This window comes from Kribbella ginsengisoli, assembly GCF_039537185.1.
Taxonomy (GTDB): Bacteria; Actinomycetota; Actinomycetes; order Propionibacteriales; family Kribbellaceae; genus Kribbella; species Kribbella koreensis.
The window spans coordinates 608,350-627,569 of the sequence record NZ_BAABAA010000007.1 but is presented as its reverse complement, the minus strand read 5'-3'; the positions used below and the strand labels follow the sequence as shown (position 1 = coordinate 627,569).

Genomic DNA, 19,220 nt, shown 5'->3' with positions numbered 1-19,220 from the left:
GCCTGTGAAGTACATGCTGCTGATCTACAGCAACGAGGAGAGCTGGGCCGGACTGACGGCCGAGCAGCGCGAGGGCCTGGCCCGGTCGCACGAAGAGCTGATGCACGAGCTCACCGAACAGGGCATGCTGGTCAGTGCCGCCGGGCTGGCCGATCCGATCACCACCCGGACCGTCTCCGTCCGCGGCGACACCCTGACCACGACCGACGGACCGTACGCCGAAGCCAAGGAGCACCTGGCGGGCTTCTATCTGGTGGAGTGCGACGACATCGACCAGGCGATCGACTACGCGGCCCGGATGCCGGACGCGAAGTACCTCGCCGTGGAGGTGCGACCTGTGATGGACAGCTCCGGGCTGGAGATGTGAGCGACTTCGAGCTCCTGCTGCGGGAGGAGACGCCGCAGGTGCTCAGTGCGCTCGTGCGGCACTACGGGCACTTCGACCTCGCCGAGGAGGCTGTGCAGGAGGCCCTCCTCGCGGCTGCTCAGCAGTGGCCGTCGGAAGGGGTGCCTGACAACCCGCGCGGCTGGCTGATCCGGGTCGGCTCGCGGCGATTGACCGACCTGCTGCGCAGCGAGTCAGCGCGGCGTCGGCGGGAGGAGAACGCGGCGAGCCTCGCTGCTCCTGAGGAGTTCGTTGCCTCGGCTCCGGATGTCGACGACGTGGCCGGGCGGGACGACACGTTGACTTTGTTGTTCCTGTGTTGCCATCCAGCGGTATCGGCGGCGTCGCAGATCGCGCTGACCTTGCGGGCTGTCGGCGGTTTGACCACCGCGCAGATCGCCGCCGCGTTTTTGGTGCCTGAGGCAACTATGGCGCAGCGGATCTCCCGGGCGAAGCGCAGTATCAAGCAGGCGGGCAGTACTTTCGAGATGCCGCCCGAGGCTGAGCGGGATGCCCGGATGGGGGCTGTGCTGCATGTTCTGTATTTGATCTTCAACGAGGGCTACACCGCCTCGTCGGGCACCTCGTTGCACAGCGCGGAGCTGACGACCGAGGCGATTCGGCTGGTGCGCGGGGTTCGTCGGCTGCTGCCTGACGACGGTGAAGTGCAAGGGTTGCTGGCGTTGATGTTGCTCACCGATGCGCGGCGGCCGGCGCGCACGGATGCGGATGGCGGGCTGGTTCCGTTGGCGGATCAGGATCGGTCGAAGTGGAACAAGGCGGCGATCGTCGAGGGAGAGGCGCTCGTCACCGACGCGTTGTCGCGGACTCAGCTCGGGCCGTATCAGGTGCAGGCGGCGATTGCCGCAGTACATGGGACCGCTGAGCGGTCGGAGGACACCGACTGGCCGCAGATCGTCGCGCTGTATCAGGTACTGGAGCAGATCTCGGACAACCCGATGGTGACGCTGAACCACGCGGTGGCGGTGGCGATGGCGACCGGGCCGAAGGAGGGGCTGGCTGTGCTGGAGCCTCTCGATTCCGACAACCGGATCACCGAGCATCACCGGCTGGAGGCGGTTCGCGCGCATTTGCTGGAGATGTCGGGTGATCTCGACGGAGCGCGGGCGAGCTACTTGCAGGCGGCTCGGCGTACGACGTCGATCCCTGAGCGCAACTACCTGCAATCCAAGGCGGACCGGCTGAGCTAGCCGCTCGAGAACGGCCAGCTCAGCCTTCGAACTTCAGGCGCTTCAGTGCTTGAAGGCGTCCTTGGCCTTCTCGCCGGCCTGCTTCAGGTCGCTGACGCCTTGGTCCGTCTTGCCCTCGGTCTCCAGGCTGTCGTCACCCGTGACCTTGCCGACGACCTCCTTGGCCTTACCGGCCAGGTCTTCCGCGGCGTTCTTGGCCTTGTCTGCGAAGCTCATCTGTTTTTCCTTCCCTGGTGGGTGAACCGGCCCATCGGCTGCCCCCTGCAGCAACCAATGGCCCGGCCGCGGCGCCCCCCGTCCGAAGCGCCGACACCGAGTAAGTCGGACCCACCCAGTACTTCGTCACGGCGCCGTGACCCAGATCACCCACACGGGCCAAGTCGCGCCGTCGTGTTCGGTGTGTCAGTTTTGGAGTGTGGATCTCACCAAGGCATCGCTCCTGCGCGAGATGCTGACCGGGACGGAGCTCGGCAGCCGTACGACCGAGTTCGCCCATTCGCTGCGCAGGTTCACCACCCGGACCGGCGGCCTGATGCTGTTCGGCCCGGCCGACGACGAGCCCTGGCACCTCACCGCCCACCTGGACGACGAGCTGCACCGCGCCGGCATCGAGGACATCCGCCCGTCGCTGGTCCGCTGGGCGCCGCCGCCGGACGCACCCCCGCACCTGTCGATCGGCCTCGACCGCCTCCGCGAGTCCGGCCGTGGCGAGTCGCTCCTCGTCGTCACCGAGCAGACCCCGGCCGACACCTTGCTGGAGCGCATCGACGACGTACGCAGACGCGGTACGACGATCTTCAGCATCGACAACGGCAACAAGGACCTGGCGTCCCTCTCGCACGAGTCACTCGTCCCCGAACTCCTGGTCCCGAGCAGCTTCGGCACAGGCTGGGTGAGCCACCCGGTCGGCCAGGACCACGACGAACCGGACCACGGCCGCCACGCCATCCCCGACGAAACGCTGACCGCCCTCCGCGAGGCGGTCGCCGGCTTCGAAATGACCCAGCACCTGGTCAGCCTCGCCGTAGCCGACGAAGACACCGGTCAACCCAGCGGCTGGCGCCGCTCGCTCCGCACCTTCATAGAACGCCTGAGCGGCGAACCCGCCTGACGCCGCCGGTCCGCAACCAGTGAGGACTGGCCCGAAGCGGCGGCCGGATGGAGCTAGCTGTCCTGGAGACCGGCAAGCAGCGGGTAGCGGGCTTCCATCTCGGAGTCGTCGTCGAAGTCGAAGTTCTCGCCGGCCGGGATGTCCGGGCTGTCGATACCGGCAGCCTCGACGATCTCCCAGTACTCCGCGCTGGAGCCGCCCGCCGCCTCGTAGGCATGCTGAGCCACGCTCAACATCCCCTCGCCGTTGAACCCCTCGAATCCCTCGCCGAGATCCTCGTCGACCACATCGGCCAGCGAGTCCGGATCGGCCAGCGCGGCCTCCCAGGTCTCCCGGCCCTGCGCGGCCAGCCAGCCGCGGAAGTAGTCGAACCCGTCGTCGGAGGCGCCGCCGTTGATCAGGTACGCCGCACCCCACAGATCCTGCCGGTACGACTCCGCCTGCAACCGCTCCCACACGACGCCGAACCCGGCGATCTCCTCCAGCGCCAACTCACCCAGCGCCTTGGTCAACGCGTCAGCGACTCCATCCGGATCCGCGACGGTGTCATCCACCTCAACCCGAGCCGCCTCGACAAGCTCCCAGAACCCATCCTTGTCCACCCCGAAATCGTGTCACGAAACCCGGTCCACAAGCACGCGGTCGGCTGAAGTTTTGGTGTGGCCGAGTGATTACCAGGCTTGGTCGAGGAGGGAGCGGAGGTCGGTGGGGAGGGTTAGGTGGGCGCCGGACAGGGCGGTGGTGAGGTAGGTGGGGGTGGTGATGCCGATGATGGGCGTGATGGTGGGGGTGCCGCCGGTGAGCCAGGCGATTACTGCTTCGTTGGGGGTGACGCCTAGTTCGGTGGCGACCGTGGTGAGGGCTTCCAGGCGGCGGGTGGTGCCGGGGTGGGTGAAGGCTTCGTGGAAGGGGCGGTCGGCTCGTTCGTAGCCACCGGACATCAGGGGGCTGTAGGCGAAGAGTTGCTGGTCCGGGTTGAGTTCGGCGTAGTCGAGGACCTCGTCGGTGATCCAGCCGAAGCGGTGGTCGTGGGCGTGGTCGCGGACGAACGGCCGCGGCTGGACGTACGAGTAGCGCAGTTGCAGCGCGGTCGGTGCCTCCACGCCCTGCTGCTCGGCCAGGCCGCGCATCCGCTCCACCCGCCAGAGCGCGTAGTTCGAGAGTCCGATCCGTCCGACCGTGCCGGCCGCGACGTGCTTGCCGAAGGCGGCGACGGTCTCCTCCAGCGGCGTCTCGCGGTCGTCACGATGCGCGAAGTACAGGTCGATGTGGTCGATGCCGAGGCGGCGGAGCGACGTCTCCAAGGCCGCGTCGATCGCTTTGGCGCTCAGCCCCTCGGACTTCTCCGGATAGCTCCCCGGCCACAGCGGCTCGCAGCCGACCTTGGTGGCGAGCTTGACCCGGTCGCGAACGCCGGGCCGACTGGCGAACCAGCGGCCGAGCAGTTCCTCGCTCTGCCCGCCATGGCCGCTCTCGTGCTGCCAGAAGGCGTAGCAGTTGGCCGTGTCGATCCAGACGCCGCCGGCGTCGACGTACGCGTCCAGCAGCGCTAAGGCGGTCTTCTCGTCGATCCGGGTGCCGTACTCCATGGCCCCGAGGGCGATGTTCAACTCAGTCATAGCCAGAACCCTCGATGCTGGAGTTCTCTCTAGGTCAACCGTCGCGACCATCAGCTGAGACGATTAGTGTCGAATGTCGGACATTCATGCGAAACTGCAGCTGTGAGCGGATACCTGGCCGAGGACGAGGTGATCGATCATTCGCATCCCGCGATCACCGCCCTGGCCGCCCGGCTCCGCGCTGACAACCCCGGTACGACGGACTTCGCCCGCGCCGCCTTCGACTTCACCCGCGACGAGGTGAAGCACTCGATGGACATCGCCGATCCGGTCGTGACGGTGACGGCGTCCGAGGTACTCGAGCAAGGCGCCGGTCTCTGTTTCGCCAAGTCGCACCTGCTCACCGCGTTGCTCCGGGCCGAGGGTGTGCCCGCCGGACTCTGCTACCAGAAGCTTTCCAACGGCCGTGGCGGCCACTTCCTGCACGGTATGGTCGCGATCCAGCTCGACGGCCGGTGGTACCGCCAGGACCCGCGCGGCGACAAGCCCGGTGTCACCACCGAGTTCTCACTGACCGACGAGCGCCTCGCCTACCACCCCCGCGAGGAACTGGGCGAAGCCGATCTGGAGCCCATCCTGGCGAGCCCCGATCCAGGCCTGGTCGCAGCCCTCCGGAACGCCGACAACACCATCGATCTGGTCCTGAACGACGGCCTCCCGGCCGATCTCACAACCCGCGACGACCTCCCGCGTACTGAACTACCCGGGTAGGGTTTGTTTCCTTCGGCCCCGGGCCGGCTGAACTTACCGGCGTCCGCAGGGGTACGGCGGTCAGACAACCGGCCCGGGACCGAGGCGAACAACCCTCACGACCAGCGCGCGAGCACCTCAGCCGCGACTTCGCCGGTACTACGGCCGCCCGTAGCCACCGAGAAATCACTGGGATCGTCAACAGCCAGCTGCGCCGACAACTCGGCGGCACGCGCCGCCAGCCTGGTGAGGTCGTCACCTTCCTCGCGCCCACGTCGCTCGATCCGAAGGGCCAACTCGCCATCGGACGCGTCCAGCCGGCAGATCAGCACCGGCCCACCTGTCGCCTCCTCGAGTAGCCGCCGCTCGTCCGCACTCTCGACGACCCCCGCCACGATGAGCCGCCGACTCCCGGCCAGCTGGTAGTTCGCCCACACGGCAGCCAGGTTGGTCGCCTTCAGTCGCGCGTTGTACGGATCGTCAGCCGGAGCCGGCCAAACCGCCCCCAGCAGATCGAGGTCCGCGAACGCGGGAGCCTGCCCGAGATCGATGCACCGATCCCACACCCGCCACCCCACGGTCGTCTTCCCGACGCCCGGCGCTCCGGACAGTACAAGGGCTGCCGTACTACGCATTGCCCCGAGTCGACGTCCTGACCACGAGCTCCGGGGTGAACGTCACCCGTTGATGCTCGTGATCCGGGTTCGAAGACTCGTCCAGCAGCAACTCCGCCGCCGTACGCCCGAGCAGCTGACGCGGTTGCCGCACCGAAGTCAGCGGTACTGCGGCAGCCGCCGCGAACTCGATGTCGTCATACCCCACGATGGCGAGATCCTCCGGTACTCGAAGCCCGAGGCTCACACATTGCTGCAGCAACCCCAACGCCAGCAAGTCATTTGCGCAGAACGCCGCCGTCGGCCGCCGATCCGCGGGCAGCCCGGCAAGTCGTTGCCCAGCGCCCCTACCTTCGGCGACTGTCAACGCGCCGGTGAGCACGTCGACCAGGCTGTCGGCCGGCAAACCCGCCTTCCGCAAGGCCTCCTGGGCACCCTCGCGCCGGTCGGTGACCTGGCCGATCGTGTTCGGCCCGCCGACGAAGGCGACGCGGCGATGCCCGAGCTCGATCAGATGCGTCAGCGCGACCTCGCCACCCAACACGTCGTCGACGGCCACCGAGCAGTGCTCGCCGTCGTCGATCGCGCGGTCGACCACGACGACCGGCGTACCGCGGTCGGGCAGCGTGCTGAGGCGGGACGAGTCGGGGTCGATCGGTGTGATCAGCACGCCTTGAACGCGTTGCTGCTCGAGCAGATCGAGGTAGTCCGCCTCGCGCCCCGCGTCCTCGTTGCTGTTGCAGAGGAAGACGGACAGGCCGGCCTTCTGTGCCGCCTCCTCGACACCGCGCGCGACGTCGGTGAAGAACGGGTTGCCGGCGTCGAGCATCAGGTACGCGATGATCCGGCTCGAGCCGGCCCGCAGTTGCCGCGCCGATTCGTTGCGGACGAAGCCGAGTGACTCCATCGCGGACTCGACCTTCGCGCGCGTCGTCGGGCTGACCATTTCGGGCCGGTTCAGGACGTTCGAGACGGTACCGAGCGAGACGCCGGCCGCGGCCGCGACATCCTTCACGCCGGCCGCGCTTCGGGTCGCGCCGCCCGGTCGCAACCGCCGGGCTTGTCGCCGTGCGTTGGTCTTCGCCAGCCGCTCTTGGTCGCGCACCGCGTTCGGGGTGCGGGGCGGGTTCGGAGTACGGGTCTGCTTCGGCGGTAGGGCCGGGTCCGGCGTACGGCGTGCGCGGTCGGCAGCGCCACTCGGTGCCACGCGGCCTCCCCGGGGTTGAAACGTGATAGCTGACGAAGCGTACCTGCTTTCCTGTGGAAAACCTCAGTCTTTCCGCGCGGTTCTCCACAGACTCCGTGCGAGGCCTTGACGGCCTGAGCAGCCCGCCATTACCTTCGTGCAATCTTCTTGAAACCTTTCAGCAACGACCTTTCAACGACCATCAGAACCCGCCGGAGGTGAGCATGCCGACCGAAGCCCCAGTACTGCGGGTGCGTGAGGTGTCGAAGTCGTTCGGCGCCGTCGCCGCCGTCCAGGGCGTCTCCTTCGATCTGTACGGAGGAGAGGCGCACGCGTTGGTCGGTGAGAACGGCGCGGGCAAGTCCACCATCGTGAAAATGCTGGCGGGCGTGCATCGCCCGGACGCCGGCAGCCTCGAGCTCGACGGCGCGCCGGTCGAGCTGACCAGCCCGGCCGACGCCAAAGCGGCCGGGATCGCGGTCATCTACCAGGAGCCCACGCTGTTCCCCGATCTGTCCGTCGCGGAGAACATCGCGATGGGCCGGCAGCCACTGGGTCGTTTCAAAACCATCGACCGCGCGGCGATGATCAAGCAGGCCGAGCAGCTCTTCAGCAGGCTCGGTGTGGCGATCGAGCCGAGCCGTCCGGCGCGTGGTCTGTCGATCGCCGACCAGCAATTGGTCGAGATCGCGAAGGCCTTGTCCGCCGACGCTCGCGTCGTCGTGATGGACGAGCCGACCGCGGCGCTCACCGGCGTCGAGGTCGAGCGCTTGTTCGCGGTCGCGCGCTCACTGCGTGACGACGGCGCCGCGCTGGTCTTCATCTCGCACCGGTTCGAGGAGATCACCGCCCTGTGCGAGCGGGTGACGATCATGCGCGACGGCAAGCATGTCTCGACCGACCTGGTCAGCGAGGTCAGCGTCGACGAGATGGTCCGCCGGATGGTCGGCCGCGAGCTGGGCGCGCTGTTCCCCAAGCAGGACGTGACGCCGGGCGCGGTGGTGCTGAGCGTGACCGGATTGACCCGCGATCCCGTCTTCGCCGATGTCTCCTTCGAGGTCCGGGCCGGCGAGATCGTCGCGCTGGCCGGGCTGGTGGGTTCCGGCCGGTCCGAGGTGGTCCAGTCGATCTTCGGCGTCGACCCCCGCGACGCGGGCACGGTCAAGGTCGGCGGCAAGACGCTGAAGCCGGCCTCGCCGCGGGCCGCGATGGCGGCCGGGGTCGCGCTCGTGCCGGAGGACCGCCGCCAGCAAGGCCTGGTGATGGAGCTGTCGATCGAGCGCAACGTGACGCTGCCCAGGTCGCGCGCGCTCTCGCAGCTGGGGTTCCTCACCGGCAGCAGCGAGCGCCGCTCGGCCAAGGAGTGGACCCAGCGCCTGAAGACGAAGTATGGCCGGCTGTCCGACGAGGTCGGCACCTTGTCGGGTGGCAACCAGCAGAAGGTCGTGCTGGCCAAGTGGCTGGCGACGGCGCCGAAGCTGCTCATCGTCGACGAGCCGACCCGCGGGATCGACGTCGGCACGAAGGCGGAGGTGCACCGGTTGATGTCCAGCCTCGCCGCGGAAGGAGTCGCCGTCCTGATGGTGTCGTCGGAGCTGCCCGAGGTGCTCGGGATGGCCGATCGGGTGCTCGTCATGCGCGAGGGCCGGCTGGTCGCCGAGCTCGACCGCGAGCGGGCCACCGAGGAGTCGGTCATGTTCGCCGCAATGGGACAGGAGGCCTCGGTATGACCGCCGCACCTACCCGCGCCCGCTCAGCCGGCGCAGACTCTGCTGGACCCGACCTCGCCCCGCCGGCCGCGAATCTGCCTGCGGGCGCCTCCCGGCGTTCGTCACTCGATCTGGTCCTGCGGGCTCGTGAGTTGGGGATCGTGCTGGCGCTCGCGGTGCTGGTTGCCGTGACCACGATCTCCAATCCGCGTTTCCTGTCCGGCCAGAGCATCCGCGACATCCTGCTCGGCACCGCGATCCTGGCCGTTCTGGCGGTCGGCCAGGCCGTGGTGGTGATCACCCGCAACATCGACCTCTCGGTGGGGTCAGTGCTCGGCCTGAGCGCGTTCACCGTCGGCACGTTGCTGCGCGACCACCCCGGACTACCCGTCCTGCCGGCGCTGCTGATCGGCGCCGCCGTCGGCGGGGTCTGCGGCGCGGTCAACGGAGTGCTCGTCCGCTACGGCAACGTCCCCGCCCTGGTCGTCACCCTCGGCACCTTGTACGTCGTCCGCGGCATCACCTACTTCTGGGCCGGCGGCCAGCAGATCAACGCGGACGAGCTGCCGTCGGGCTTCCTCGACTTCGGCAACGCGACCTTGCTCGGCGTTCCGTACCTGGTCCTGATCGCGCTACTGGTCCTCGTCGTCACCGGCGTCGTCCTGCGGAACTACCGCGTCGGCCGCGAGCTGTATGCGATGGGTTCGAGCCCGCAGGCCGCGAGGCTGGCCGGCATCTCGGTCGGGCGACGCACGATCGGCGCCTTCGGGGTCAGTGGGGCGCTGGCCGGTTTGGCCGGGGTCCTGTTCGCGGCCCGGTTCGGGACGATCGACGCGGCGGCCGGCACCGGATACGAACTGAACGTGGTCGCCGCGGTCGTGGTCGGCGGGGTCGCGGTCTTCGGCGGCAGCGGTTCGGTCTGGGGCGCCGCGCTCGGCGCGCTGCTGCTGACCACGATCGGCAGCTCGCTCGCGGTGCTGGAGATCAACCAGTTCTGGCAGCAGGCGATCGTCGGCGGCCTGATCCTGCTCGCCATCGGCGCCGACCGCCTGGTCGCCGTCCGAATGGCCGCGTCTCTGAAGAAGCGAGGCTCTCATGTCAGCTGAAACCGCCATCGAGAGCCGCACCGCAGGACTGACGGCCAAGTTCGCCAACTGGAACGTCGCGATCATCGCGGTCACCGTCGTCGTGCTGATCGTCGCGGCGGCGACCGTCGAGAACTTCGGCACCTCGCAGAACTTCGGCTTCCTGATCCTCGACCTGCTGCCGATCGCGCTCGTCGCGTTGCCGATGACGCTGGTGATCGTGACCGGCGAGATCGACCTGTCGGTGGCGAGCACCCTCGGCCTGTGCAGCGCGGTGATGGGCTCCCTGTGGAACTCGAATCAGCCGATCGAGACGATCATCCCGCTCTGCCTACTCCTCGGCGCCGTCCTGGGAGCGGTGAACGGCTTCTTCGTGACCGTGCTCGGCCTACCGTCCCTCGCCGTCACCATCGGCACCCTTGCCCTCTACCGCGGCCTGGCGTTCGTAGTACTAGGCGACAGCGCCGTAGCCGACTTCCCGGTCCAGTACACCGACTGGGTGACCGGCAACATCGCCGGTACGTCGATCCCGAACGTGCTGCTCATCATCGTCGTGCTGGCCGCCGTCTTCGGCGTCCTGCTGCACGCGACGCCCATCGGCCGGGCCGTCTTCGCCGTCGGCGCAAGCGAGCAGGCAGCCCGCTTCGCCGGTGTCCGCCCCGGCCGTCTCAAGTTCTGGCTGTATGTCGCCAGCGGTCTGGTGTCCGGCCTGGCCGGCGTGCTCTGGACCCTGCGGTACTCCAGTGCCCGAGCCGACAACGGCGCCGGACTCGAGCTCGCGGTCGTCGCGGCCGTCCTGCTCGGCGGTGTCTCCATCTTCGGTGGCAAGGGCGCATTGCCCGGCGTGATCGCCGGTGTCGTCCTGCTCGCCTCGCTACAGAACGCCCTTCGCCTCTCCGACGTCTCGAACGAGGCGCTGAACGTGGTCACCGGCGTCCTGCTGATCGTCTCCGTGCTCGCCCCCAACCTTGCCAACGCCGTTCGCGGCTCGGTCCAGCGCCGCCGGCACCGGACCACCAATCCCCTGTAGGGCCACTTGTCCAGAAAGGACAGCTCATGTCTTTCCGCATCTCACGCCGCCTGGCGGTGCCCTTGTCGACGGTGGCCGTCGCCTCGCTCGCACTGACCGCCTGCGGCGGTGGCACCACCAAGGCGAGTACGGCGAACGAGGCCACCGGCGCGCCGAGCAGCACCGGCTCGGCCGCGGCCGACCCGAACGCGCCACTCAAGGAAGGCCTGAAGATCGCCTACCTGCCCAAGCAGCTCAACAACCCGTACACCGACGTCGAGGTCGGCGGCGGCAAGGTCGCGGTCGGTGAGCTCAAGGGCGAGTACAAACTGGTCGGCCCGAACGACGCCAGCGCGTCCTCGCAGGTCAGCTACATCAACACGCTGATCCAGCAGACGCAGGACGTGATCGTGGTCGCGGCCAACGACCCGAACGCGGTCTGCCCGTCGCTGAACCAGGCCCGCAATGCCGGCATCAAGGTCGTCTCGTTCGACTCCGACGCCTCGAAGAACTGCCGGGACGCGTTCATCAACCAGGCCACCACGCAGGGCATCGGCGAGAGCCTGGTGAAGATGGCCAGCGAGCTGGCCGGCGGCTCTGGTGAGATCGCCGTCCTGTCCGCCACCCCGAACGCGACCAACCAGAACTCCTGGATCGAGGTGATGAAGACCGAGCTGGCCAAGCCGGAGAACGCCAAGCTCAAGCTGGTCAAGGTTGCCTACGGCAATGACGATGACCAGAAGTCGTTCACCGAGGCGCAGGGCCTGCTGCAGTCGTTCCCGAACCTCAAGGTGATCGTGTCGCCGACCACGGTCGGCATCGCCGCCGCCTCGCGTTACGTCAGCGCCTCCAACTACAAGGGCAAGGTCGCGATCACCGGCCTCGGCCTGCCGAACCAGATGCGCAAGTTCGTCAAGGACGGCACGGTCAAGAAGTTCGCCCTCTGGAACCCGGCCGACATCGGCTACCTGGCCGCGTACGCCGGCGCCGCGCTCAAGTCCGGCCAGATCACCGGCGCCGAGGGCGAGAAGTTCAAGGCGGGCAAGCTCGGCGACTACACCGTCGGCAAGGACGGTGAGATCGTGCTCGGCCCCCCGACCGAGTTCACCGCCGCCAACATCGACAAGTTCGACTTCTGAGCAAGTTGCCATGAACCGCTACTGCTTCTGCCTCCAGGTCCGCAAGGACCGGCTGGACGAGTACGTCGAACGCCACCGCGACGTGTGGCCCGACATGCAAGCCGCGCTCCGCGACTCCGGCTGGCACAACTACTCGCTCTTCCTCCGCGACGACGGCCTGCTGGTCGGTTACGTCGAGGCCGAGGACCTGGAGGCGGCGCAGAAGGCGATGGCGGCGACCGAGGTCAACACCCGCTGGCAAGCCGAAATGGCTCAGTACTTCACAGGTATCGACGGCCGGCCGCCGGACGAGTCGTTCGTGCTGCTGCCCGAGATCTTCCATCTGACTCCGAGTACCGAGGACTGATATGACCGCCGTGACCGATGCATTGAGCCGTCAGGAGATCGAGCTGCCCTCATGGGCGTTCGGCAACTCGGGGACCAGGTTCAAGGTCTTCAGCCAGCCCGGCGTGCCGAGGTCGCCGGAGGAGAAGATCGCGGACGCGGCCGTCGTCCACAAGTACACAGGGGTGGCGCCGAGTGTGGCGCTGCACATCCCGTGGGACAAGGTCGACGACTACGCGGCGCTCGCGGCGTATGCCAAGGAGCAGGGCGTCCGGCTCGGCGCGATCAACAGCAACGTCTTCCAGGACGACGACTACAAGCTGGGCAGCGTCACCAACCCGGATCCGCGGATCCGGCGCAAGGCGACCGACCACCTGCTCGAGTGCATCGACATCATGGACGCCACCGGTTCGCGGGACCTGAAGCTGTGGTTCTCCGACGGCACGAACTACCCGGGCCAGGACGACCTCTGGGACCGGCAGGACCGGCTGGCCGAGGCGCTCAGGGAGGTCTACGACCGGCTCGGCGACGACCAGCGGATGCTCCTCGAGTACAAGCTGTTCGAGCCGGCCTTCTACGCGACCGACGTGCCCGACTGGGGTACGTCGTACGCGCACTGTCTCGAGCTCGGGCCGAAGGCCGTGGTGTGCATCGACACCGGGCACCACGCGCCGGGGACGAACATCGAGTTCATCGTGGCGTTCCTGTTGCGGGCGAAGAAGCTCGGCGCGTTCGACTTCAACAGCCGCTTCTACGCCGACGACGACCTGATGGTCGGTGCGGCCGACCCGTTCCAGCTGTTCCGGATCATGAACGAGATCGTCCGCGGCGACGCGCTCGACCCGGATCGCGGGATCGCCTTCATGCTCGACCAGTGCCACAACATCGAGGCGAAGATCCCGGCCATCATCCGCTCGGTGATGAACGTCCAGGAGGCGACCGCGAAGGCGCTGCTGGTCGACCGGGACGCCTTGCGCAAGGCCCAGCAGGACGGTGACGTCCTCGCTGCGAACGCCGCGATCATGGACGCCTTCAACACCGATGTCCGCCCTCTGCTGGCTGACCTGCGCATCGCGCAAGGTCTCGACCCGGACCCGGTCGCCGCCTACCACCGCAGCGGCTACTTCGAACAGATCACCAAAGACCGAGCCGACGGCCAGCAGGCCGGATGGGGAGCATGACAGTGTCTGAACCAGCCGCCGAGCTTGTTGCGCGAAGCAACAGATTGGGCGCCGACCCTCGCAACACCAACTACGCGGGCGGCAACACGTCCGCGAAGGGCACGGCCATCGACCCGGTGACCCAGCAGCCCGTCGAGCTCGTCTGGGTGAAGGGCTCCGGCGGCGACCTCGGCACGCTCACCGCCGCCGGCCTGGCGGTACTACGGCAAGACCGGCTCAACGCCCTCGTCGAGGTCTATCCCGGTGTGGATCGTGAGGACGAGATGGTCGCGGCCTTCGACTACTGCCTGCACGGCAAGGGCGGAGCCGCGCCGTCGATCGACACCGCGATGCACGGACTCGTGGACGCGCCGCACGTCGACCACCTGCACCCCGACTCGGGGATCGCGCTGGCGACGGCCGCCGACGGCGAGAAGCTGACCGCGGAATGCTTCGGCGACCGCGTCGTCTGGGTGCCGTGGCGGCGTCCCGGGTTCCAGCTCGGGCTCGACATCGCGCAGGTCAAGAAGGACAACCCGCAAGCGATCGGCGTCATCCTCGGTGGCCACGGCATCACTGCCTGGGGTGACACCTCTGCCGAGTGCGAGGCCAACTCGCTCGACATCATCCGGACGGCGGAGCGCTTCCTTGCCGAGCGCGGCAAGGCTGAGCCGTTCGGGAGCGTAGTACCGGGATATGAAGCTCTGCCTGAGGTCGAGCGGCGGCAGCGGGCGGCGGCGTTGGCGCCGGTGATCCGTGGGCTGGCCTCGACGGACAACCCGCAGGTCGGGCACTACAACGATTCTGAGGGCGTGCTGGAGTTCACTGCTCGGGAGCGGTTGGCTGAGCTCGCGGCGCTTGGCACCTCGTGCCCCGATCACTTCCTGCGTACGAAGGTTCGGCCGCTCGTTCTCGACCTGCCACCGACTGCTTCGATCGAGGAGGCGACGCTCCGGCTCAGGGAGCTGCATCTGCAGTATCGCGAGGACTACGCGGCGTACTACGACCGCCACGCGACGCCGGACAGCCCGCCGATGCGCGGCGCCGACCCGGCGATCGTTTTGGTGCCCGGCGTCGGGATGTTCAGCTTCGGCAAGGACAAACAGACCGCTCGGGTAGCTGGCGAGTTCTACCTGAACGCGATCAACGTGATGCGCGGCGCGGAAGCCGTCTCGACGTACTCGCCGATCGACGAGAGCGAGAAGTTCCGGATCGAGTACTGGGCGCTGGAGGAGGCGAAGCTGCAGCGGATGCCCAAGCCGAAGCCGCTCGCCACCCGGGTCGCTTTCGTGACCGGTGGTGGTTCCGGCATCGGCAAGGCGATCGCCCAGCGCCTGGCCGAGGAAGGCGCGTGCGTCGTCGTCGCGGACCTCGACCTCGCCGCAGCCGAGGCAGTCGCGAAGGAGATCGGTACTACGGACCGCGCGATCGCCGTCGTTGCGGACGTGTCAGATGGTGCGGCGGTCGAGCAGGCGATGCAGGCGGCCGTGCTCGCCTTCGGTGGCGTCGATCTCGTCGTCAACAACGCCGGCCTCTCGATCTCGAAGCCGCTGCTCGAGACCACCGAGACGGACTGGGATCTGCAGCACGACGTGATGGCGAAGGGGTCGTTCCTGGTCTCCCGCGCCGCCGCGAAGGTGCTGATCGATCAGGGCATCGGAGGCGACATCGTCTACATCTCCAGCAAGAACGCGGTCTTCGCCGGTCCGAACAACGTCGCGTACGGCGCGGCCAAGGCCGACCAGGCGCATCAGGTCCGGCTGCTGGCCGCCGAGCTGGGCGAGTACGGGATCCGCGTCAACGGCGTGAACCCCGACGGGGTCGTCCGGGGGTCGGGGATCTTCGCCAAGGGCTGGGGTGCGCAACGCGCCGCGGTGTACGGCGTACCGGAGTCTGAGTTGGGGGCGTTCTACGCGCAGCGCACGCTGCTCAAGCGGGAAGTGCTGCCGGAGCATGTGGCTGCGGCCGTCTTCGCACTCGCTGCTGGGGATCTGTCCCAGACGACTGGCCTGCACGTACCCGTCGACGCCGGCGTTGCCGCCGCCTTCCTGCGCTGAGGAGTTTCGCCATGTGGAGCAGTGATCCGAGCCGCTCGGTCGACGGGCATGGTCTGCTGCCATGGGTCGAACCGCGGAAGACGCGGATCGGTCTCGTCGCGGGTGGGCTTGGCGCGTACTGGCCGCAGTTCCCCGAGTTGCTGCCGCAACTGCAGGCGTCGGCGCGGCGCGTGTCGGAGCGGTTCTCGGCGCTCGATTGCGAGGTGATCGATGTCGGCTTCATCTCCGACGCCACGGAAGGCGCGGCGGCGGCCGAGAAGCTGAGGCTCGCGGACTGCGATCTGATCGTCGGGTTCCTCACCACGTACATGACCGCGTCGATGCTCGTGCCGATCGCGCAGCGCAGTGGGGCGCCGGTCCTGCTGCTCAATCTGCAGCCGACGGAGTCGATGGATCACGCTTCGTTCGACACCGGGGCTTGGCTCGCGTACTGCGGTGCTTGTCCGCTGCCGGAGATGGCGAACGCGTTCGAGCGTTGTGGGATCGACTTCCGGTCGGTCTCGGGATACGTGGAAGATGAGCGTGCGTGGGCCCGGATCGAGCGGTGGCTGAAGGCGGCCGGCGTACGAGCTGCGTTCCGGCACGGGCGGCATGGGCTGCTGGGGCATCTCTATCCCGGGATGATGGACGTGATCACGGATCCGACGCTGGTCTCGGCGCAGCTCGGTGGGCATGTCGAGATTCTGGAGATCGACGATCTGCGGGTCCGGGTCGAGAAGGTCACCGAGGCGGAGACGGCGCTCCGGATGAAGGTCGCCCGGGAGATCTTCACGCTGGACGATTCGGTGAACGAGGACGACTTCCGGTGGGGTGCGACGGTGTCGGTCGCGCTGGATCGGTTGGTCGAGGACTTCCAGCTGGACACGTTGGCCTACTACCACCGCGGGCTCGACGGCGAGACGCACGAGCGGGTCGCCGCGGGGATGATTCTCGGTGCTTCGTTGCTCACGGCAAGAGGTGTGCCGGCGGCGGGGGAGTACGAGCTGCGGACGTCGCTGGCGATGCTGGTGATGGACAAGCTGGGCGCGGGCGGTTCCTTCACCGAGCTGCAGGCGCTGAACTTCCACGACAACGTGGTGGAGATGGGCCACGACGGCCCAGCCCACCTGGCGATCAGTGCTGAGAAGCCGTTGCTCCGTGGGCTTGGCGTCTACCACGGCAAACGTGGTTGGGGTGTCTCTGTCGAGTTCGACGTCAAGCATGGCCCGGTCACCGCACTCGGTCTCGGTCAACTCCGCGACGGCTCCTTCCGCCTGATCGCCTCCGAAGGCGAGGTCGTCCCTGGCCCCCTCCTCCAGATCGGCAACACCACCTCCCGCGTCGACTTCGGCTGCGACCCCGGCGAATGGACCGACGCCTGGTCCGCCTCCGGCATAGCCCACCACTGGGCCCTAGGCACCGGCCACCGCGTAGCCGAGCTGAAAGCAGTAGCCGACCTCCTCCACCTAGATCTCCGCGTCGTAAAGGTCTGAGGGCTTATCCATGGCAGTGAACCTCGCAGCAGTAGACCTCGGCGCCTCGAGCGGCCGGGTCATGCTGGGCCACGTCGACGCGGCCGCCCGTGGCCGCACGGCTGGCGGCCGGCGCGCTTCAGGCGGCGCAGGCCGACTGGAGCTGACCGAGGTCCACCGCTTCTGGAACGGCCCGGTGCGGTTGGGAAACACCCTGCACTGGGACATCCTCGCGCTGTACCGCGAGATCCTCGTCGGCCTGGCCGCCGCCAACACCCTCACCCAAACCCGCGGCATCACTGCAGCTCGCCCTTCCCCGGCCATCGCCCCGGCCATCGCCGCCACGGCCTCGGCTACGGCTCCGGCTCCGGCGGGGTTGGATGGCTTGGGGATTGACTCCTGGGCGGTGGACTACGGGCTGCTGGACTCGCAGGGACGGTTGCTTGGGAATCCGGTGCATTACCGCGACGGGCGGACCGACGGGGTGATGGAGCGGGTGTTGCAGAGCATCTCTGCAGACGAGCTTTATGCGGTGACGGGTTTGCAGCAGTTGCCGTTCAACACGATCTACCAGTTGGCCGCTGAGCAAGGGCTCGAGCGGGCCACCACCTTGTTGATGATTCCGGACCTGCTCGGATACTGGCTCACCGGCGAGGTCGGGGCCGAGGCGACCAACGCTTCGACTACCCAGTTGTATGACGTGCGGGCTCGGCGGTGGAGTGCAGAGCTGGCCAGGCGGATCGGAGTACCGGACGGGTTGTTGCCGGAAATTCGGGAAGCGGGGCAGGTGATCGGGGGGTTGCTGCCGGCGGTTGCTGAGGAGACGGGACTTGATCCGGCGACGCCGGTGATCGCGGTGGGGTCGCATGACACCGCTTCGTCGGTGGTTGCGGTGCCGGCCGTGGAGGGGGAGCGGTTCGCCTATATCTCGTCGGGAACCTGGTCGCTGGTCGGGCTGGAGCTCGACGAGCCGGTGCTGACCGCCGAGGCGCAAGCGGCGAACTTCACGAACGAAGGGGGTGTCGACGGCCGGATCAGGTTCCTGCGGAACGTGATGGGGCTGTGGATTCTGCAGGAGTGCCTGCGCGTGTGGGGGGATGATGATCTACCGGGACTGTTGCGCGCGGCTGCCGAGGCGCCCGCGTTCGCAGTACTGATTGATCCGGACGATCCGAGTTTCCTTGCCCCCGGCAACATGCCGGGAAGGATCGAGGAGTTCTGCGCCCGCTCCGGGCAGGATGCGCCGCGGTCGCGGGCGGCTGTCGCGCGGTGTGTGCTGGAGAGTCTCGCGCTCGCGTACCGCCGGACGCTCCGGCTGGCGCAGGAAGTCGCCGGGCGGGAGATCGACGTAGTACACGTGATCGGCGGCGGTTCGCAGAACGAACTGCTCTGCCAGCTCACAGCAGATGCCTGCGGCCTGCCGGTCCTGGCAGGTCCAGTCGAGGCATCCGCTCTAGGCAACGTACTAGTCCAAGCGCGAGCCCTAGGCGAACCGCTCCCCGACCTAACCGCAATGCGCGCACTAGTCCGCGCAACCCACAAGCTGCGGCCCTACCAGCCGCAGGGCAAACCGGCTGACTGGGACGCCGCCGAGTCCCGGGTGTTCGGAACAAGGTGACCCCCATGACCACCCTCCAGAACGACCCCCTGGCCCCAGAGAACCGCCCCCACCCCAATCCACCCCACCTCCGAGCCATCCCCCACAACCCACCGCACCCCGCCCAACCCGCTCCCCACGACCGCGGACCCTCCGACCTGTACGCCGGAGCCCCACAACAACCTCGTCCCCTCCACCGCGACCGTCCGAGAGCCAGCGATCCGTACTCCGGAGAACAACAACCTCGTGCCCTCCCGCGCGACCATCCGGAGCCGCGGGACACGTTGACTCGGGAGGCGTTTGCCCTGGAAGCCTCCGCGCGGGAGCGACTGCGCGAGCCGCTCGACCGGGACCTGGTGGTCCGGAAGATACCGGGGCGTGAGCCGGACTCTCGGGACCTGGTGGTTCGGGAGATACCGGGGCATGAGCCGGACTCTCGGGACCTGGTGGCTCGGGAGATGGCGGGGCGTGAGCCGGCTGCTCGGGACCTGGTGGCTCGAGACAGTGCTGAGCAGGAGCCGCTGGGGCGGGATGTGCGGTCGCGGGAAGCGTTGGCGCGGATTGGGCGGGGGGCGCATCGCGAGATCAGCCATGACGACCTGCAACTGCTCCGGCTGCTTGCGACCGGTCTGCCGATGGACTCCGTCGCCCGCCGCCTCGATCTGTCCGAACGCACCGTACGTCGGCGCACCCGCGCCGCCTGTGACCGTCTCGGCTTCGGCACCGCCGTAGAAGCCATCGTCTGGGCCGCCCGCCGCGGCCTCCTCTAACCAACAGTCGACCGCCCCGGTCGACCACACCCCCCGACCGTCTCCGCTGGTTGCCGACAGCTCCTACCGGTCCTTTCCGCCGGTCGAGCACGACTCATATCGC

Annotated in this window: 19 protein-coding genes; 14 read left to right on the top strand and 5 right to left on the bottom strand. The window is 68.1% G+C overall.

Going from position 1 to position 19,220, the window contains the following annotated elements; all coding sequences use genetic code 11:
• The first annotated feature begins 13 nt into the window (after nt 1-13).
• Nucleotides 14-367: a YciI family protein gene (locus ABD768_RS26415; RefSeq protein ID WP_343967684.1), complete on the top strand. Its 354-nt coding sequence runs from the start codon at nt 14-16 to the stop codon at nt 365-367.
• Nucleotides 364-1,596, top strand: a complete 1,233-nt coding sequence (locus ABD768_RS26410; protein WP_344844989.1) for an RNA polymerase sigma factor — start codon at nt 364-366, stop codon at nt 1,594-1,596. The genes ABD768_RS26415 and ABD768_RS26410 overlap by 4 nt, the downstream gene beginning before the upstream one ends.
• Before the next feature lie 42 nt (nt 1,597-1,638).
• Here ABD768_RS26410 and ABD768_RS26405 read toward each other — a convergent pair whose 3' ends face one another.
• A complete protein-coding gene (locus ABD768_RS26405) occupies nt 1,639-1,812 on the bottom strand; it encodes a CsbD family protein (protein ID WP_328332045.1) in 174 nt (57 codons plus the stop codon).
• Between the two features lie 199 nt (nt 1,813-2,011).
• Here ABD768_RS26405 and ABD768_RS26400 point away from each other — a divergent pair, with 199 nt between their 5' ends.
• Complete coding sequence (locus tag ABD768_RS26400) at nt 2,012-2,707, top strand: hypothetical protein (RefSeq protein WP_343966930.1); 696 nt, start codon at nt 2,012-2,014, stop codon at nt 2,705-2,707.
• A 53-nt stretch (nt 2,708-2,760) separates the two neighbouring features.
• On the opposite strand, the gene ABD768_RS26395 is transcribed toward ABD768_RS26400, so the two are convergent.
• Entirely contained in the window at nt 2,761-3,309 is a 549-nt protein-coding gene (locus ABD768_RS26395; protein ID WP_343966932.1) for a DUF4240 domain-containing protein, read from the bottom strand.
• 69 nt (nt 3,310-3,378) lie between these two features.
• The gene (locus tag ABD768_RS26390) at nt 3,379-4,326 is read right to left on the bottom strand and encodes an aldo/keto reductase (RefSeq protein ID WP_344844985.1); all 948 of its coding nucleotides are present in this window, start codon (nt 4,324-4,326) and stop codon (nt 3,379-3,381) included.
• A 102-nt stretch (nt 4,327-4,428) separates the two neighbouring features.
• Here ABD768_RS26390 and ABD768_RS26385 point away from each other — a divergent pair, with 102 nt between their 5' ends.
• Nucleotides 4,429-5,037, top strand: a complete 609-nt coding sequence (locus ABD768_RS26385) for a transglutaminase-like domain-containing protein (RefSeq protein WP_343966937.1) — start codon at nt 4,429-4,431, stop codon at nt 5,035-5,037.
• Nucleotides 5,038-5,132: 95 nt separating this feature from the next.
• Here the strand turns inward: ABD768_RS26385 and ABD768_RS26380 are convergent, their stop codons facing one another.
• Nucleotides 5,133-5,651, bottom strand: a complete 519-nt coding sequence (locus ABD768_RS26380; RefSeq protein ID WP_343966939.1) for an ATP-binding protein — start codon at nt 5,649-5,651, stop codon at nt 5,133-5,135.
• Entirely contained in the window at nt 5,644-6,837 is a 1,194-nt protein-coding gene (locus tag ABD768_RS26375; protein ID WP_343966941.1) for a LacI family DNA-binding transcriptional regulator, read from the bottom strand. The genes ABD768_RS26380 and ABD768_RS26375 overlap by 8 nt, the downstream gene beginning before the upstream one ends.
• Nucleotides 6,838-7,040: 203 nt before the next feature.
• Between ABD768_RS26375 and ABD768_RS26370 the strand changes: the two genes are divergently transcribed.
• From ABD768_RS26370 to ABD768_RS26325, 10 genes are read left to right on the top strand one after another with little or no spacing between them, the layout of a single operon-like run.
• On the top strand, nt 7,041-8,546 hold the full coding sequence (locus ABD768_RS26370) for a sugar ABC transporter ATP-binding protein (RefSeq protein WP_343966943.1): 1,506 nt from the start codon (nt 7,041-7,043) through the stop codon (nt 8,544-8,546).
• Nucleotides 8,543-9,631, top strand: coding sequence for an ABC transporter permease (locus ABD768_RS26365; protein WP_344844981.1), 1,089 nt, complete (start codon nt 8,543-8,545; stop codon nt 9,629-9,631). The genes ABD768_RS26370 and ABD768_RS26365 overlap by 4 nt, the downstream gene beginning before the upstream one ends.
• Nucleotides 9,621-10,640: an ABC transporter permease gene (locus ABD768_RS26360; RefSeq protein WP_344844978.1), complete on the top strand. Its 1,020-nt coding sequence runs from the start codon at nt 9,621-9,623 to the stop codon at nt 10,638-10,640. The genes ABD768_RS26365 and ABD768_RS26360 overlap by 11 nt, the downstream gene beginning before the upstream one ends.
• Before the next feature lie 26 nt (nt 10,641-10,666).
• Nucleotides 10,667-11,758: a rhamnose ABC transporter substrate-binding protein gene (rhaS, locus tag ABD768_RS26355; RefSeq protein ID WP_344844976.1), complete on the top strand. Its 1,092-nt coding sequence runs from the start codon at nt 10,667-10,669 to the stop codon at nt 11,756-11,758.
• A 10-nt stretch (nt 11,759-11,768) separates the two neighbouring features.
• Nucleotides 11,769-12,104, top strand: coding sequence for an L-rhamnose mutarotase (locus ABD768_RS26350; RefSeq protein ID WP_344844974.1), 336 nt, complete (start codon nt 11,769-11,771; stop codon nt 12,102-12,104).
• Between the two features lies 1 nt (nt 12,105).
• Nucleotides 12,106-13,263, top strand: coding sequence for an L-rhamnose isomerase (gene rhaI, locus ABD768_RS26345; protein WP_343966954.1), 1,158 nt, complete (start codon nt 12,106-12,108; stop codon nt 13,261-13,263).
• Nucleotides 13,260-15,299 carry a bifunctional aldolase/short-chain dehydrogenase gene (locus tag ABD768_RS26340; RefSeq protein WP_344844972.1) on the top strand — a complete coding sequence of 680 codons (2,040 nt, stop codon included), beginning with the start codon at nt 13,260-13,262 and terminating at the stop codon, nt 15,297-15,299. The genes rhaI and ABD768_RS26340 overlap by 4 nt, the downstream gene beginning before the upstream one ends.
• A gap of 11 nt (nt 15,300-15,310) precedes the next feature.
• A complete protein-coding gene (locus ABD768_RS26335) occupies nt 15,311-16,771 on the top strand; it encodes an L-fucose/L-arabinose isomerase family protein (RefSeq protein WP_344844971.1) in 1,461 nt (486 codons plus the stop codon).
• Between the two features lie 10 nt (nt 16,772-16,781).
• Entirely contained in the window at nt 16,782-18,368 is a 1,587-nt protein-coding gene (locus ABD768_RS26330; RefSeq protein ID WP_344844969.1) for a rhamnulokinase, read from the top strand.
• Nucleotides 18,369-18,373: 5 nt separating this feature from the next.
• Nucleotides 18,374-19,117, top strand: a complete 744-nt coding sequence (locus ABD768_RS26325) for a LuxR C-terminal-related transcriptional regulator (RefSeq protein ID WP_344844967.1) — start codon at nt 18,374-18,376, stop codon at nt 19,115-19,117.
• The last annotated feature ends 103 nt before the right edge of the window (nt 19,118-19,220 follow it).

Excerpts from the sequence above, each read along its gene's own strand:
- ABD768_RS26390 (WP_344844985.1), bottom strand. The coding sequence starts at position 4,326 with ATGACTGAGTTGAACATCGCCCTCGGGGCCATGGAGTACGGCACCCGG.
- rhaS (WP_344844976.1), top strand. The coding sequence starts at position 10,667 with ATGTCTTTCCGCATCTCACGCCGCCTGGCGGTGCCCTTGTCGACGGTG.
- ABD768_RS26415 (WP_343967684.1), top strand. The coding sequence starts at position 14 with ATGCTGCTGATCTACAGCAACGAGGAGAGCTGGGCCGGACTGACGGCC.
- ABD768_RS26325 (WP_344844967.1), top strand. The coding sequence starts at position 18,374 with ATGACCACCCTCCAGAACGACCCCCTGGCCCCAGAGAACCGCCCCCAC.
- ABD768_RS26360 (WP_344844978.1), top strand. The coding sequence starts at position 9,621 with ATGTCAGCTGAAACCGCCATCGAGAGCCGCACCGCAGGACTGACGGCC.
- ABD768_RS26370 (WP_343966943.1), top strand. The coding sequence starts at position 7,041 with ATGCCGACCGAAGCCCCAGTACTGCGGGTGCGTGAGGTGTCGAAGTCG.
- ABD768_RS26335 (WP_344844971.1), top strand. The coding sequence starts at position 15,311 with ATGTGGAGCAGTGATCCGAGCCGCTCGGTCGACGGGCATGGTCTGCTG.
- ABD768_RS26350 (WP_344844974.1), top strand. The coding sequence starts at position 11,769 with ATGAACCGCTACTGCTTCTGCCTCCAGGTCCGCAAGGACCGGCTGGAC.
- ABD768_RS26340 (WP_344844972.1), top strand. The coding sequence starts at position 13,260 with ATGACAGTGTCTGAACCAGCCGCCGAGCTTGTTGCGCGAAGCAACAGA.
- ABD768_RS26365 (WP_344844981.1), top strand. The coding sequence starts at position 8,543 with ATGACCGCCGCACCTACCCGCGCCCGCTCAGCCGGCGCAGACTCTGCT.
- ABD768_RS26405 (WP_328332045.1), bottom strand. The coding sequence starts at position 1,812 with ATGAGCTTCGCAGACAAGGCCAAGAACGCCGCGGAAGACCTGGCCGGT.
- rhaI (WP_343966954.1), top strand. The coding sequence starts at position 12,106 with ATGACCGCCGTGACCGATGCATTGAGCCGTCAGGAGATCGAGCTGCCC.
- ABD768_RS26330 (WP_344844969.1), top strand. The coding sequence starts at position 16,782 with ATGGCAGTGAACCTCGCAGCAGTAGACCTCGGCGCCTCGAGCGGCCGG.
- ABD768_RS26380 (WP_343966939.1), bottom strand. The coding sequence starts at position 5,651 with ATGCGTAGTACGGCAGCCCTTGTACTGTCCGGAGCGCCGGGCGTCGGG.